Source organism: Massilia sp. METH4 (assembly GCF_037094685.1).
Lineage (GTDB): Bacteria > Pseudomonadota > Gammaproteobacteria > Burkholderiales > Burkholderiaceae_D > Rugamonas.
Genome location: NZ_CP146614.1, coordinates 2,228,310 through 2,241,953, shown reverse-complemented (window position 1 = coordinate 2,241,953; position 13,644 = coordinate 2,228,310). Strand labels below are relative to the sequence as shown.

The following is a 13,644-nucleotide window of genomic DNA, read 5'->3' as shown; positions in this document are numbered from 1 at the left end:
CGGCTCGTCAGCGGCAATCCATGCCAGTTTTCAGCGTGAACAGGCCGGATTTTGGCACGCGGCGCTTGCACGTGCGGCGAAGGTTCGTTCAGCGGTCGCACGCATGTACTGCGTCGAGGAGCCCCGTCGTCCGGTTTGCGGTGCGCGCCGCTCACTCGTCTGCAAAAACGTTCTGAAGGCCGCGTCAGCCCCCGGTTCCCGAGGTATTTACAGCCGGGAGCATCCCGAAGCGTTATTACGCTGCTCTGGTTTATTCAAAACCGGCCGGGCAAGCCGGTGTCGCTGCTGCAAGAGCTAGACTTTCAAGCGTTACTGTGAAGGGACGTCACGTTTTAGCCGATTGCCCTGCCATTACGGCGAACCATATGGGTCGGCGCTTTTGAAGCGAGGCGAGATGCTTGGGCGGCGGTGACCCATATCCGCGATGCGACTGCATAACGGCCTGGCAGACCGTCGTGCTTTGTTTGCCATTGCAGCCGGCACCGATAATGACGAGCTTTTCTCTTTTATCGCACGCAACGGTCGTGGAATTCCAGCGTGTGCTGATGTTCCGTTAATCAGCCGGCATTGCCGACCATTTTGCTTCGCTTCCAATCGCAACAGTGCGTGTGCACATTCCACCCAAGCACATGATTGCGCCGGCCGGGCCGAGGCCACATACTCGGCTGTCGCGGAGGACTGGACAATACCGGGCACAATGAATGTGGGAGATGGCCTGCGTCTGCCACTTATTGCGGACGTAGCATATTGAGGCAGCCGGCAATACCCGACAGCGCTCACCCGGCCATTAATTCAAGCCCGGCAATGAAGGTGCAATCGGGCGTCTTGGAACACGACGCTGCCAGGCGCCAGGTACAGCACTACCAGGACGCCAATGTCCCGCTTGCCATAGATACGTGGAAGATGCCCCTGAGCGCGCGGTCGGGCCGGAACGGCCATCAACGCATGGTTGGCCGGCTCATCGACGGCACGGCAAAGCCGCCCATCGGCGCCGTCGTCGCCCCGCCCGTGGCGGACAATCGCACCGTGGCGTCCTGTGGCGAATAGCACAGGCCCTTGTCGGCACAGCCTTGCCCGATAGCCGTCAGCGTGAACGCGCCCTTGGCGGTCACGGGAACGCGAATCGTCACCTTGTGGCGGAAGATCTCCACGTTCTTGTTGAACGTTTCGTCGAACTTTATCTTGCCGGGCGGGATACCAGCCGCGCCGAGCTCGGCGCCAGCGGCGCGGAACTTGAACTGCTCGCGATACATGTAATAGCCCTCGGCGATTCGCCAGGTCGCTTCGACCGTGTTCGCATCGGCCATGCGCGACGAGAACTGGAACGCGACGTTGGGCGGAAGGAAGTCTTCCTCGGCGCGGGCAGGTGGCACCAGCGCGAGAACGAGGACAGACAGGCAGGACAGGCGCAACAGGACGGACATACGGCAACTCGGCTGGGTGAACCATGGCATGGTACACCGGAAGAAATCCCCGCGACAGCGGGCCAGGAAGACTTTCGTCGTCGGACGCAAGCCGTTGGGATAGAGCTCCGGCACATTTGCGGGTCACCCGGACAACGGAAGCAGGCGCCGACATCGGACTTGCGCCGGTCGATGGTGTGCTGGACGAATCGGCGCAACGCCGGGCCATCGGCAAGCGGCAGCAATAGACACGCGCCGGTTCAGAAACCCAGGGGCATCCCGGTGCCGGCATCACCCGGCGGGTCTACCGGGCCGACCATCACCCGACGATGATCGCGCTCAGGATGGACACGGCGAGCACCAGGCACAGGAAACCGGCAAATTTACCGAGCGCTTTCCAGCGCGCGCCTGGCGGATTGCTGCGAAAAATATACATTGGAATGACCAGGAAGGGCAGTAGAACGACGCCGACGGTCCAGGGCGCGCAACGCCGGAAGCCCTTCTCGATGCTGTTCCAGTGATACCAGCAGACGATCGCGACCAAGCTGAGCACGGTGCTGACCAGGCCAGCCCAGTGCGACTGCGGCAGGGCGCGCGCTATCACCAGGCCTTCGTAGCCGCTTGCGATGGCGTTCAGGAGCAGCAGAAAAATCAGGGCGTATTTACTCTTCATGATGTCAGGCTGGGGGTAAGCGTCGACCGGCATCGCGCCACGCGATGCACGCGGCCGGCGAGGTCCGAATCAAGGATGGGACTGGAATTCGATGGGATTGTTTTCGTGCACCCGATGGCGGTCGAACAAGTGGATGCATTTTCGTGCCCGGCACTGCCCTGCTCCGGCTGCACACGTTGGCTCGGCGCGGCGTCGTCGAAGGTGGTGCCGATAGCGGAGCAAGGAAAACCGATACGGTCGCCCAGGGGCCGGTCGTCTTGGTATTGTTCACATTATCGCTATACGACAATTCATGCAGATCGGCGCCGCGAAGTTTTGCAGCAAGATACCAATCGCGACAGCGCCAAAGAAAAAAGCCGGGCAAGCCCGGCTTCCTCAATGACTGGCGAAGATCACTCTTCAGCGGTCGGTGCTGCTTCGACGTCGCTCGGTTCCGGACGGTCGACCAGTTCCACGTAGGCCATCGGAGCGTTGTCGCCAACGCGGAAGCCCATCTTCAGGATGCGCAGGTAGCCGCCGTTGCGGGTGGCGTAGCGCGGGCCCAGTTCAGCGAACAGCTTCTGGACGATTTCGCGGTCGCGCAGGCGAGCGAATGCCAGGCGCTTGTTGGCCAGCGTGTCGGTCTTGCCCAGGGTCAGGATCGGCTCGACGACGCGGCGCAGTTCCTTTGCCTTCGGCACGGTGGTCTTGATCGCTTCGTGACGCAGCAGCGAGACGGTCATGTTGCGCAGCATTGCCAGACGGTGGGACGAGGTACGGTTCAGTTTACGAAGGCCGTGACGGTGACGCATGGTACTTCCTTTCAAAGATGTTTAAATCCGAACTCTTCGATCGCAAAATGCGCGGGTCGGTTAGTAGATTAAAAACGTTGAGGCAAATGCCGCAACGGTACAACAACCAGCTTCAAGGGGCCTCGAGAAACCGTAGCGAGCAGGGCTCAGTTCTGGTCGAGAAACGCAGCCGTACTTTCGTACGGCGAGTATCGCAGACCGGAACTGTGCCCGCGCAATAGGTTTATCGAGGCCTCACCACAAATTACTTCTCCAGACCTGCGGGCGGCCAGTTTTCCAGCTTCATGCCCAGGGTCAGGCCGCGGGAAGCGAGCACTTCCTTGATCTCGTTCAGCGACTTGCGGCCCAGGTTCGGCGTCTTCAGCAGTTCGTTTTCCGAACGCTGGATCAGGTCGCCGATGTAGTAGATGTTCTCGGCCTTCAGGCAGTTCGCGGAACGGACGGTCAGTTCCAGGTCGTCCACCGGGCGCAGCAGGATCGGATCGACCAGCGGTGCACGCGACGGTGCTTCGGCGGTCGCTTCCGTGCCTTCCAGCGCGGCGAACACGTTCAGCTGGTCGACCAGCACGCGTGCCGATTGACGGATCGCTTCTTCCGGCGTGATCACGCCGTTCGTTTCGATGTTGATGATCAGCTTGTCCAGGTCGGTCCGCTGTTCCACACGGGCCGATTCCACGGCGTAGGACACGCGGCGGACCGGGGAGAACGATGCGTCCAGGATGATGCGGCCGATCGTCTTGTTCGTGTCTTCGGACAGGCGACGCACGTTACCCGGCACGTAGCCACGGCCCTTCTCGACCTTGATCTGCATGTCCAGCTTGCCACCGGCGGTCAGGTGAGCGATCACGTGATCCGGGTTGATCAGTTCCACGTCGTGCGGCAGGTCGATATCCGATGCCAGCACGGCGCCTTCGCCTTCCTTCTTCAGGGTCAGCGTGACGGAATCGCGGTTGTGGACCTTGAAGACCACGCCCTTCAGATTCAGCAGCAGGTCGACCACGTCTTCCTGCACGCCGTCCAGCGACGAGTATTCGTGCACGACACCAGCGATCGTGACTTCGGTCGGCGCGTAGCCGATCATCGACGACAGCAGCACACGGCGCAGGGCGTTGCCCAGCGTGTGGCCGTAGCCGCGCTCGAACGGCTCCATCACGACTTTCGCGTGACCGGCGCCCAGCGCTTCGACGTCGATGATACGTGGCTTCAACAAACTGTTTTGCATTGAAATGTCCTTTTCATTACCCTCGGCTCGTTACACCGATAAGGCTGATGGCATTAGTGAAAACGCCCGCTGCGGTCGCAGCGGGCGGAGGTGATGCTTTTCCTGCTACGAACTAAGATTAACGCGAGTACAGTTCGACGATCAGCGATTCGTTGACGTCGGCAGCGATCTCGCTACGCTCCGGCAGCGACTTGAAGGTGCCTTCCATCTTCTTGGCGTCGACCGAGACCCATGCCGGCATGCCGACTTGTTCGGCCAGCGACAGCGCTTCCAGGATACGGGTCTGCTTCTTGGCCTTTTCGCGCACGGCGATCACGTCGCCCACTTTCACGTTGTACGAAGCGATGTTCACGACATTGCCGTTCACGGTGAAGGCCTTGTGCGACACCAGCTGGCGTGCTTCAGCGCGGGTGGAGCCGAAGCCCATGCGGTAAGCAACGTTGTCCAGGCGGGTTTCCAGCAGGGTCAGCAGCGTTTCGCCGGTGTTGCCCTTGCGGCGGTCGGCTTCCGCGAAGTAGCGGCGGAACTGACGTTCCAGCACGCCGTAGATACGCTTGACCTTCTGCTTTTCGCGCAGCTGGTTGCCGTAGTCGGAGGTGCGGGCACCCGACTTGACGCCGTGCTGGCCAGGCTTCACGTCCAGCTTGCACTTCGAATCCAGCGAGCGGCGGGCGCTCTTCAGGAACAGGTCGGTGCCTTCACGGCGGGAGAGTTTTGCTTTCGGTCCGATATAACGTGCCACGGTGATTTTCCTTGATAAATTAAATGACGCCCCAGCGCTGCATCGGATGCAGCCAGGCGCTAGTCTGACCCTCTAATCCGCCAGACGGTGGCTCAACAAGCCCGTTCGCCAGAAACGAACAGGCAAAAATAGCCGGACAGTGTAACCGTTTCCGATTAACTGTTCCAGCGATTTTTACTTCAGTGTGACGGTGGCCGGTTCACGAAGAACCGGCCATGGTCTTACCGAACGTTGCCGCTTCTAGAGTTAGATACGACGACGCTTCGGCGGGCGGCAGCCGTTGTGCGGAACCGGCGTCACGTCCTGGATCTCGGTGATCTTGATGCCCAGGTTGTTCAGCGCGCGCACAGCCGATTCACGGCCAGGGCCCGGGCCCTTGATGCGCACTTCCAGGTTCTTCACGCCGCATTCCTGCGCCACTTTGCCAGCCGCTTCGGCAGCAACCTGCGCTGCGAACGGGGTCGACTTACGGGAGCCCTTGAAGCCGGCGCCACCGGAAGTTGCCCACGACAGGGCGTTGCCCTGGCGGTCGGTGATCGTGATGATCGTGTTGTTGAAGGAAGCGTGAACGTGAGCGATGCCTTCAGCGACGTTCTTTTTGACTTTCTTGCGAACGCGCGCTGCTGCTGCGCTACTTTGTTGCTTGGCCATAATGGTTTCCTAGATTATTTCTTCAGCGATTGAGCGGCTTTGCGCGGACCTTTGCGGGTACGTGCATTGGTGCGGGTGCGCTGGCCGCGGACCGGCAGGCCCTTGCGGTGGCGCATGCCACGGTAGCAACCCAGGTCCATCAGACGCTTGATGTTCATGGACAGCTCGCGGCGCAGGTCGCCTTCAACAACGAACTTGCCGATCTCATCACGCAGCTTTTCCAGCTCGCTGTCGTCCAGGTCCTTGATCTTCTTGTTGGTAGCAACACCCGTCTGTGCGCAGATGAACTGCGCGCGCGGACGGCCGATACCGTAAATTGCCGTCAGGCCGATCACGGTGTGCTGGTGATTTGGGATGTTAACCCCTGCAATACGTGCCATTCGTTATTCCTCGATTAACCTTGACGCTGTTTGTGACGCGGTTCGACGCAGATAACACGAACGACGCCCTTGCGCTTGATGATCTTGCAGTTGCGGCAGATCCGCTTGACTGAAGCGTTAACTTTCATTTTGCACTCTCTTCTTGAATTCGATACTTAAAATTACTTGGTCCGGAACACAATACGGGCCCGGGAGAGGTCGTACGGCGTCAACTCCACCGTCACCTTGTCACCGGGGAGAATGCGGATATAGTTCATCCGCATTTTACCCGAAATGTGGCCGAGCACCACGTGGCCGTTTTCCAGCTTTACTCGAAACGTTGCATTCGGGAGATTCTCCAGAATCTCGCCCTGCATCTGTATGACGTCGTCTTTTGCCATGGTGACCTTATCGTCTAGACCTTGCCAATTAGCGGGTCGGAACGCCGCCCTTGAAGTTCGCCTTACGCAGCAGCGAATCGTATTGCTGCGACATCACGTAGTTCTGGACCTGGGCCATGAAGTCCATGGTCACGACCACGATGATCAGCAGGGACGTGCCGCCGAAGACGAAGGACACTTTCCACTGGGCTTGCATAAACTCCGGCAACAGGCACACCAGGGTGATGTAGACGGCGCCAGCCAGGGTCAATCGGGTCAGGATCTTGTCGATGTAGCGGGCAGTCTGCTCACCGGGACGAATCCCTGGCACAAAGGCCCCGCTCTTCTTCAAGTTGTCCGCGGTCTCCTTGCTGTTGAACACCAGTGCGGTGTAGAAGAAGCAGAAGAACACGATCGCCACGGCATACAGCAACGCATGGATCGGCTCACCTGGGCTCAGCGATGCAGCCAGGTCTTTCAGGAAGCGCACAACAGGGTTGCTGTTGTCCGCGCCACGTGCGAACCAGTCCACGATGGTGGCCGGGAACAAGATGATCGACGAAGCGAAGATCGGCGGAATCACGCCTGCCATGTTCAGCTTCAGCGGCAGGTGACTGGTCTGCCCACCGTAGATCTTGTTACCGACCTGACGTTTGGCATAGTTCACCAGGATCTTGCGCTGGCCACGTTCCACGAACACCACGACATAGGTCACTGCTGCAACCAGGATCACGATGATGATGGCGGAGATCGCGCTGATCGCGCCGGTCGACACCTGGGTGAACAGACTACCCATGGCGCTCGGCAAACCTGCGGCGATACCGGCAAAGATGATGATGGAGATGCCGTTACCGAGACCGCGCTCGGTAATCTGCTCCCCCAGCCACATCAGGAACATGGTGCCGGTCAGCAGCGTGACCACGGTGGTGAAGCGGAAGGCCATGCCGGGATCGATCACCAGGCCGGGCTGGGCTTCCAGCGCGACGGAGATGCCGAATGCCTGGAACAATGCCAGACCGACGGTGGCGTAACGGGTGTACTGGGTGATCTTGCGACGGCCAGCTTCCCCTTCCTTCTTCAGCGCTTCCATCTGCGGGGACACGATCGACAGCAACTGCATGATGATCGAGGCCGAGATGTAGGGCATGATGCCCAGCGCAAACACCGTGAAGCGCGACAGGGCGCCGCCGGAGAACATGTTGAACATGCCCAGCAGGCCGCCCTCTTGCGACTTGAACAGTGCGGCCAGCTGTACCGGGTCGATCCCCGGCACCGGGACGTGTGCCCCGATGCGGTAGACTACCAGAGCGCCCAGCAAAAACCACAGACGGTTCCAAGGGAAACCGGCTGCGGCACTTTTAGCAAGCTGCGGATTAGTCGCCAATTTTCGCTCCGTTCAAGCTTAAGCGTCTCAGGCTACCGAGCCGCCAGCCGCTTCGATGGCCGCTTTCGCGCCGGCGGTCACTTTCAGGCCCTTGATGGACACTGCCTTGGTGATTTCGCCGGAAGCGATCACACGCACGTCGCGTGCCAGCACGTTCAGCACGCCGGCCTGCTTCAGCACCAGCAGGTCCACTTCGGACACGGCCAGAGCGTTCAGGTCGGACAGGCGAACTTCAGCCTTGAAGGTTGCGTTCAGCGATTTGAAGCCACGCTTCGGCAGACGGCGCTGCAGGGGCATCTGGCCGCCTTCGAAGCCGACCTTGTGGAAGCCGCCCGAACGCGATTTCTGACCCTTGTGACCACGGCCGGCAGTCTTGCCCAGGCCGGAGCCGATACCGCGGCCAACGCGACGCTTGGCGTGTTTCGCGCCTTCGGCTGGTTGAATGGTATTCAATTCCATTGTTTTCTCCAGATCGTGTGCTTAGGACACGACTTTGACGAGGTAGGCGACCTTATTGATCATGCCGCGTACCGATGGCGTGTCCTGCAGCTCGGAAACCGAGTTGACACGGCGCAGACCCAGGCCACGCACGGTGGCGCGGTGGTCTTGGCGGGTGCCGATCAGGCCCTTCACCAGTTTGACTTTGATAGTGCTCATGGTCATTCCTTAAGCCAGGATGTCTTCTACCGACTTGCCGCGTTTCGCAGCGATCTCGGCAGGAGTGCTCATTTTCGACAGGCCGTCCAGGGTGGCGCGCACCAGGTTGTACGGGTTGTTCGAACCGGTGGATTTCGCCACCACGTCCGTCACGCCCATCACCTCGAAGATAGCGCGCATTGCGCCACCGGCGATCACGCCGGTACCAGGCTTGGCCGGGGACATCATGACGCGCGAGGCGCCGTGCTGGCCGGTCACCGAGTGCTGCAGCGTACCGTTCTTCAGGGGAACCTTGATCAGGTTGCGGCGGGCTTCTTCCATTGCCTTCTGCACACCGACCGGGACTTCCTTCGACTTACCCTTGCCCATGCCGATGCGGCCATCGCCGTCACCGACCACGGTCAGCGCCGCGAAGCCCATGATGCGACCACCCTTGACCACTTTGGTCACGCGGTTGATCGCGATCATTTTTTCGCGCATGCCGTCATCCGGCTTGTCGCTTTGCATTTTTGCTTGCATTTTTGCCATGATCGTACCCTTAGAACTTCAGACCGGCTTCACGCGCGGCATCAGCCAGCGCCTTCACACGGCCGTGGTAACGGAAACCGGAGCGGTCGAACGCTACTTCGGTGATACCTGCCTTGATTGCCTTTTCGGCGACGCGCTTACCAACCAGGGCAGCGGCAGCGGCGTTGCCGCCCTTGCCCGACTTGCCGGCCAGTTCGGCGCGAACTTCTGCTTCCACGGTCGACGCCGAAACCAGAACTTTAGCGTCCGGGCTGATCAGGTTCGCGTAAATGTGCAGGTTGGTGCGGTGGACCGACAGGCGGTTCACTTTCAATTGCGCGATCTTGATGCGGGTTTGACGTCCGCGGCGCAGACGAGATTGCTTTTTATCCATCGTCAGCCCCTAATTACTTCTTCTTGGTTTCTTTGATCTTCACCACTTCGTCCACATAGCGGACGCCCTTGCCCTTGTAAGGCTCAGGGGAGCGGTAAGCACGGATTTCGGCGGCCACCTGGCCCACCTGCTGGCGGTCCACACCCTTGATCACGACTTCAGTCGGGGTCGGGGTTGCGACGGTGACACCAGCCGGCATCGTGTGCACGACAGGGTGGGAGAAGCCCAGCGACAGGTTGACCTTGTCGCCTTGTGCCTGGGCCTTGTAGCCCACGCCCACCAGCGACAGCTTCTTCTCGAAGCCCTTCGTCACGCCGGTCACCATGTTGTTGACCAGTGCGCGCAGCGTGCCCGACATCGCGTTGGACTCGCGGCTGTCGTTGATCACGTCGAACGTCAGCGTGCCGTTGTTGTTTTCCACTTTGACCAGGCCGTTCAGGCTCTGGGTCAGGGTGCCCAGCGGGCCCTTGACGGTGATCGCTTGTGCGGAGATGGCGACTTCGGCGCCAGCCGGCACTGCGATCGGCATTTTAGCTACTCGAGACATGTGTTACTCCTTAAGCCACGAAGCAGATGACTTCGCCACCGACGCCGGTAGCGCGCGCTTTGCGGTCGGTCATGACGCCTTGCGGAGTCGACACGATGGCCACGCCCAGGCCGTTCATCACGGTCGGGATTTCATCCTTGCCCTTGTACACGCGCAGGCCCGGACGGGACACGCGCTCGAGGCGCTCGATGACAGGACGGCCGGTGTAGTACTTCAAACCGATTTGCAGTTCCGCTTTGCCTTCGTTGGAGGACACTGCGAAATCTTCGATGTAGCCCTCGTCCTTCAGGACGGCGGCGATCGCCACTTTGACTTTCGACGACGGCATTGCAACGGTGGTCTTCTTCACACCCTGTGCATTGCGGATACGGGTCAGCATATCGGCGATAGGATCGCTCATACTCATTGCTTATTCTCCTATTACCAGCTGGCTTTGGTCATACCCGGGATTTCACCACGCATGGCGAATTCACGGAGCTTGGTGCGGGCCAGACCGAATTTACGGAAGGTGCCACGTGGACGGCCGGTGATGGCGCAGCGGTTACGCTGGCGGGTCGGTGCGGAGTTACGCGGCAGCGCCTGCAGTTTCAGACGGGCTTCGTAACGCTCTTCTTCCGACTTCGACTGGTCGTCGATGATGGCTTTCAGCGAGGCGCGCTTGGCGGCGAACTTCTCCACCAGGTCGGCGCGCTTCTGTTCACGGTTAATCAGTGCGAGTTTTGCCATGATCGTTTAGTTCCTGAACGGGAATTTGAATGCGGCGAGCAGAGCTTTCGCTTCGTCGTCGGTCTTGGCGGTCGTGGTGATCGAGATGTTCATGCCACGCAGCGCGTCGATCTTGTCGTACTCGATTTCCGGGAAGATGATCTGCTCTTTGACGCCGATGTTGTAGTTACCACGGCCATCGAACGAGCGACCGGACACCCCACGGAAGTCACGCACGCGCGGCAGAGCCACGGTGATGAAGCGGTCCAGGAATTCGTACATACGGGCGCCGCGCAGGGTCACCATCGTACCGATCGGGTAGCCTTCGCGGATCTTGAAACCTGCGATTGCCTTGCGTGCCTTCGTGATCACTGGCTTCTGGCCGGCGATCTTCGTCAGGTCGCCCACGGCGTGCTCGATCACTTTCTTGTCGGCCACGGCTTCGGAGAGACCCATGTTCAGGGTGATCTTCGTCAGGCGCGGCACTTCCATTACCGACTTGTAGCCGAATTTCTCGGTCAGCTCGGTAACGACCTTGTCTTTGTACAGTTGTTGCAGACGGGCCATTTTCAATTACCCTTTCACTACTTCGCCGGAGGACTTGAAGACGCGGACTTTTTTACCGTCCACTTCCTTGAAGCCCACGCGATCGGCCTTGCCGGTCGCAGCGTTGAACAGAGCAACGTTGGACACGTGAATCGGCATGGTCTTGTCGACGATGCCACCAGTTACGCCCGTCATCGGGTTCGGCTTGACGGCCTTCTTGGCCACGTTCACGCCTTCCACCACGACGTGCTCAGCGTCTACACGCTGGGTCACTACGCCGCGCTTGCCCTTGTCCTTACCGGTCAGGACGACGACTTCGTCGTTTTTGCGAATCTTATCCATTGCGACTCCTTACAGGACTTCCGGTGCCAGGGACACGATCTTCATGAACTTCTCGGTGCGCAGTTCGCGCGTCACCGGGCCAAAGATACGGGTACCGATCGGTTCCAGCTTGGAGTTCAGCAGAACGGCGGCGTTGCCGTCGAACTTGACCAGGGAACCGTCCTGGCGACGCACACCCTTAGCGGTGCGCACAACCACGGCGTTATAAATTTCACCTTTTTTGACACGGCCGCGCGGCTGTGCCTGTTTAACCGTGACCTTGATCACGTCGCCGATGCCAGCGTAACGGCGCTTGGAACCGCCCAACACCTTGATGCACATGACTTCTTTCGCACCGGTGTTGTCGGCTACCTCGAGCCGGCTTTCAGTTTGAATCATAGTATTCTCTTTCCCAACTTAAGCCGAAGAATCCACACAATGCGGACCTCTCGGTCAGTCTTGGTCCCGCCAGTCATGCTGCTGCATCACTGTTTGGGTGCTTGACCTTCATACAGTACTGACCGCGAAACCGCGTCTGCGGAGAGACACTTAGCGGCGATACATGAACGAAGCCCGCAAGTATTACATACAACCTGCGGGCCTGCAAGAACTAATTGGAAAACGCGCCGGGACGCAACGGTCCCGGCGCGGTCTTCTTCTTAGACGATTTGTGCAGCTTGCACTACACGGGTCACCGTCCACGCCTTCGTCTTCGAGATCGGACGACCTTCCGCGATCTCGACCGTATCGCCGGTCTTGACCTGGTTGGTTTCGTCATGTGCGTGGTATTTCGCCGAACGCACGATGATCTTGCCGTACAGAGGGTGCTTGACGTGACGCTCGATCAGCACGGTAACGGTCTTGTCCATCTTGTCGGACACCACTTTACCGATCAGCGTGCGCTTGAGCGACTGTTTCACTGGTTCGTTCATTTGGCTTCCTTCGTGTTCATTACCGTTTTCACGCGTGCGATGTCGCGGCGGACCTTCTTCAGCTGCGACGTATTGGTCAGCTGTTGCGTGGCGCTTTGCATACGCAGGCCGAACTGTGCCTTCAGCAGGTCGTTCAGCTCTTTCTGCAGAGCTGCCTGGTCTTTGCCGCGGAGTTCAGATGCTTTCATATTTCACTCCAATTATTGGCCGACTTGGCGCACCACGAAGGTGGTAGCCAGCGGCAGTTTGGCAGCAGCCAGGCGGAACGCTTCGCGTGCCAGTTCTTCGGCCACGCCGTCCATTTCGTACAGCACTTTACCCGGCTGGATTTCAGCCACGTAGTACTCCGGGTTACCCTTACCGTTACCCATACGGACTTCAGCCGGCTTGTTCGAAATCGGCTTGTCCGGGAAGACACGGATCCAGATACGGCCGCCACGCTTGATGTGACGGGTCATGGCACGACGAGCAGCCTCGATCTGGCGCGCGGTGATACGACCACGTGCCACGGCCTTCAGACCGAATTCGCCGAACGACACGGCGGTGCCGCGCGTATGCGAAATACCGGTGTTACGGCCTTTCTGCTCTTTACGATATTTCCTGCGAGATGGTTGCAGCATGCTTGTTCTCCTGCTTATTCAGCTGCAGCCGGCTTCGCAGCGCGGCGAGCGGCTGGGGCGCCTGGTTTGGCACCCGGACCTGGACGCGGGCCGCGGCCCGGCTTGCCGTCGTCACGACGCGGACCACGTGGCTTCTTCTCGTCGGCCGGGGTGTCGATGACTGGTGCTTCGCCGGTGGCGGAGCGGTCACCCTTGTACACCCACACCTTGACGCCGATGATGCCGTAGGTGGTCGATGCTTCGGACGTGCCGTAGTCGATGTCCGCCTTCAGGGTATGCAGAGGCACGCGGCCTTCGCGATACCATTCGGTACGGGCGATCTCGATGCCGTTCAGACGGCCGGACGACATGATCTTGATGCCGACGGCGCCCAGGCGCATTGCATTTTGCATTGCGCGCTTCATGGCGCGGCGGAACATGATCCGCTTTTCCAGCTGCTGGGCGATCGAATCGGCGATCAGCTGCGAATCGATTTCCGGCTTGCGGATTTCCTCGATATTGACGTGCACCGGCACGCCCATGATCTTGGTCAGGTCCGACTTCAGCACTTCGATGTCTTCGCCCTTCTTGCCGATTACAACGCCCGGACGGGAGCTGTACACGGTGAAGCGGGCGTTCTTCGCCGGGCGCTCGATGACGATGCGGCCGACGGAGGCGTTCTTCAGCTTCTTCTTCAGGTACGTACGTGCCTTCAGGTCTTCGTTCAGCATTTGAGCGAAGTTGCCGTTGGTTGCGTACCAACGGGAAGCCCAGTTACGGGTTACGGCCAGACGGAAGCCGGTTGGATGAATTTTCTGTCCCATCTTGGCT

General features: G+C 59.7%; 24 protein-coding genes. All 24 read right to left on the bottom strand.

All coding sequences use genetic code 11. The features are described from left to right. Nucleotides 1–938: 938 nt before the first annotated feature. Complete coding sequence (locus V6Z91_RS10070) at nucleotides 939–1,424, bottom strand: protein-disulfide reductase DsbD domain-containing protein (protein WP_338769919.1); 486 nt, start codon at nucleotides 1,422–1,424, stop codon at nucleotides 939–941. Nucleotides 1,425–1,722: 298 nt separating this feature from the next. Then, the gene (locus tag V6Z91_RS10065) at nucleotides 1,723–2,076 is read right to left on the bottom strand and encodes a hypothetical protein (RefSeq protein WP_338769917.1); all 354 of its coding nucleotides are present in this window, start codon (nucleotides 2,074–2,076) and stop codon (nucleotides 1,723–1,725) included. Between the two features lie 392 nt (nucleotides 2,077–2,468). Further along, complete coding sequence (gene rplQ / locus V6Z91_RS10060; RefSeq protein ID WP_338769915.1) at nucleotides 2,469–2,867, bottom strand: 50S ribosomal protein L17; 399 nt, start codon at nucleotides 2,865–2,867, stop codon at nucleotides 2,469–2,471. A 244-nt stretch (nucleotides 2,868–3,111) separates the two neighbouring features. Continuing rightward, nucleotides 3,112–4,089: a DNA-directed RNA polymerase subunit alpha gene (gene rpoA / locus V6Z91_RS10055; RefSeq protein WP_130186536.1), complete on the bottom strand. Its 978-nt coding sequence runs from the start codon at nucleotides 4,087–4,089 to the stop codon at nucleotides 3,112–3,114. Nucleotides 4,090–4,207: 118 nt separating this feature from the next. Continuing rightward, the gene (gene rpsD, locus V6Z91_RS10050) at nucleotides 4,208–4,831 is read right to left on the bottom strand and encodes a 30S ribosomal protein S4 (protein WP_338769911.1); all 624 of its coding nucleotides are present in this window, start codon (nucleotides 4,829–4,831) and stop codon (nucleotides 4,208–4,210) included. A gap of 246 nt (nucleotides 4,832–5,077) precedes the next feature. After that, nucleotides 5,078–5,482 (bottom strand): 30S ribosomal protein S11, encoded by a 405-nt coding sequence (gene rpsK / locus V6Z91_RS10045; protein ID WP_028101645.1) that lies wholly within the window; start codon nucleotides 5,480–5,482, stop codon nucleotides 5,078–5,080. Between the two features lie 14 nt (nucleotides 5,483–5,496). Beyond that, nucleotides 5,497–5,862, bottom strand: a complete 366-nt coding sequence (gene rpsM, locus V6Z91_RS10040; RefSeq protein WP_130186538.1) for a 30S ribosomal protein S13 — start codon at nucleotides 5,860–5,862, stop codon at nucleotides 5,497–5,499. A 14-nt stretch (nucleotides 5,863–5,876) separates the two neighbouring features. Further along, on the bottom strand, nucleotides 5,877–5,990 hold the full coding sequence (rpmJ, locus tag V6Z91_RS10035) for a 50S ribosomal protein L36 (protein ID WP_005663407.1): 114 nt from the start codon (nucleotides 5,988–5,990) through the stop codon (nucleotides 5,877–5,879). A gap of 33 nt (nucleotides 5,991–6,023) precedes the next feature. Continuing rightward, nucleotides 6,024–6,242 (bottom strand): translation initiation factor IF-1, encoded by a 219-nt coding sequence (infA, locus tag V6Z91_RS10030; protein ID WP_005663428.1) that lies wholly within the window; start codon nucleotides 6,240–6,242, stop codon nucleotides 6,024–6,026. Between the two features lie 28 nt (nucleotides 6,243–6,270). Beyond that, a complete protein-coding gene (secY, locus tag V6Z91_RS10025; RefSeq protein WP_338769899.1) occupies nucleotides 6,271–7,605 on the bottom strand; it encodes a preprotein translocase subunit SecY in 1,335 nt (444 codons plus the stop codon). A 27-nt stretch (nucleotides 7,606–7,632) separates the two neighbouring features. Then, a complete protein-coding gene (gene rplO, locus V6Z91_RS10020; protein WP_137315744.1) occupies nucleotides 7,633–8,064 on the bottom strand; it encodes a 50S ribosomal protein L15 in 432 nt (143 codons plus the stop codon). A 21-nt stretch (nucleotides 8,065–8,085) separates the two neighbouring features. After that, nucleotides 8,086–8,268: a 50S ribosomal protein L30 gene (gene rpmD, locus V6Z91_RS10015; protein ID WP_130186541.1), complete on the bottom strand. Its 183-nt coding sequence runs from the start codon at nucleotides 8,266–8,268 to the stop codon at nucleotides 8,086–8,088. Nucleotides 8,269–8,271: 3 nt separating this feature from the next. After that, nucleotides 8,272–8,790: a 30S ribosomal protein S5 gene (gene rpsE, locus V6Z91_RS10010; RefSeq protein WP_338769890.1), complete on the bottom strand. Its 519-nt coding sequence runs from the start codon at nucleotides 8,788–8,790 to the stop codon at nucleotides 8,272–8,274. Nucleotides 8,791–8,800: 10 nt separating this feature from the next. Further along, nucleotides 8,801–9,163 carry a 50S ribosomal protein L18 gene (gene rplR / locus V6Z91_RS10005; RefSeq protein WP_130186542.1) on the bottom strand — a complete coding sequence of 121 codons (363 nt, stop codon included), beginning with the start codon at nucleotides 9,161–9,163 and terminating at the stop codon, nucleotides 8,801–8,803. A 13-nt stretch (nucleotides 9,164–9,176) separates the two neighbouring features. Beyond that, nucleotides 9,177–9,710, bottom strand: a complete 534-nt coding sequence (gene rplF / locus V6Z91_RS10000) for a 50S ribosomal protein L6 (protein WP_338769887.1) — start codon at nucleotides 9,708–9,710, stop codon at nucleotides 9,177–9,179. 10 nt (nucleotides 9,711–9,720) lie between these two features. Next, complete coding sequence (gene rpsH, locus V6Z91_RS09995; RefSeq protein WP_338769885.1) at nucleotides 9,721–10,116, bottom strand: 30S ribosomal protein S8; 396 nt, start codon at nucleotides 10,114–10,116, stop codon at nucleotides 9,721–9,723. 14 nt (nucleotides 10,117–10,130) lie between these two features. Then, nucleotides 10,131–10,436, bottom strand: coding sequence for a 30S ribosomal protein S14 (gene rpsN / locus V6Z91_RS09990; RefSeq protein ID WP_338769883.1), 306 nt, complete (start codon nucleotides 10,434–10,436; stop codon nucleotides 10,131–10,133). Between the two features lie 6 nt (nucleotides 10,437–10,442). Then, the gene (rplE, locus tag V6Z91_RS09985) at nucleotides 10,443–10,982 is read right to left on the bottom strand and encodes a 50S ribosomal protein L5 (protein WP_107144088.1); all 540 of its coding nucleotides are present in this window, start codon (nucleotides 10,980–10,982) and stop codon (nucleotides 10,443–10,445) included. A gap of 6 nt (nucleotides 10,983–10,988) precedes the next feature. After that, on the bottom strand, nucleotides 10,989–11,303 hold the full coding sequence (gene rplX, locus V6Z91_RS09980; protein ID WP_131148095.1) for a 50S ribosomal protein L24: 315 nt from the start codon (nucleotides 11,301–11,303) through the stop codon (nucleotides 10,989–10,991). A 9-nt stretch (nucleotides 11,304–11,312) separates the two neighbouring features. Next, a complete protein-coding gene (gene rplN / locus V6Z91_RS09975; RefSeq protein ID WP_130186548.1) occupies nucleotides 11,313–11,681 on the bottom strand; it encodes a 50S ribosomal protein L14 in 369 nt (122 codons plus the stop codon). Between the two features lie 260 nt (nucleotides 11,682–11,941). After that, nucleotides 11,942–12,214, bottom strand: coding sequence for a 30S ribosomal protein S17 (gene rpsQ, locus V6Z91_RS09970; protein WP_338769868.1), 273 nt, complete (start codon nucleotides 12,212–12,214; stop codon nucleotides 11,942–11,944). Continuing rightward, the gene (gene rpmC, locus V6Z91_RS09965; RefSeq protein ID WP_338769864.1) at nucleotides 12,211–12,402 is read right to left on the bottom strand and encodes a 50S ribosomal protein L29; all 192 of its coding nucleotides are present in this window, start codon (nucleotides 12,400–12,402) and stop codon (nucleotides 12,211–12,213) included. The genes rpsQ and rpmC overlap by 4 nt, the downstream gene beginning before the upstream one ends. Before the next feature lie 12 nt (nucleotides 12,403–12,414). Further along, nucleotides 12,415–12,834 carry a 50S ribosomal protein L16 gene (gene rplP, locus V6Z91_RS09960; RefSeq protein ID WP_145878086.1) on the bottom strand — a complete coding sequence of 140 codons (420 nt, stop codon included), beginning with the start codon at nucleotides 12,832–12,834 and terminating at the stop codon, nucleotides 12,415–12,417. 14 nt (nucleotides 12,835–12,848) lie between these two features. Beyond that, the gene (gene rpsC / locus V6Z91_RS09955) at nucleotides 12,849–13,637 is read right to left on the bottom strand and encodes a 30S ribosomal protein S3 (protein WP_338769856.1); all 789 of its coding nucleotides are present in this window, start codon (nucleotides 13,635–13,637) and stop codon (nucleotides 12,849–12,851) included. Nucleotides 13,638–13,644 lie beyond the last annotated feature (7 nt).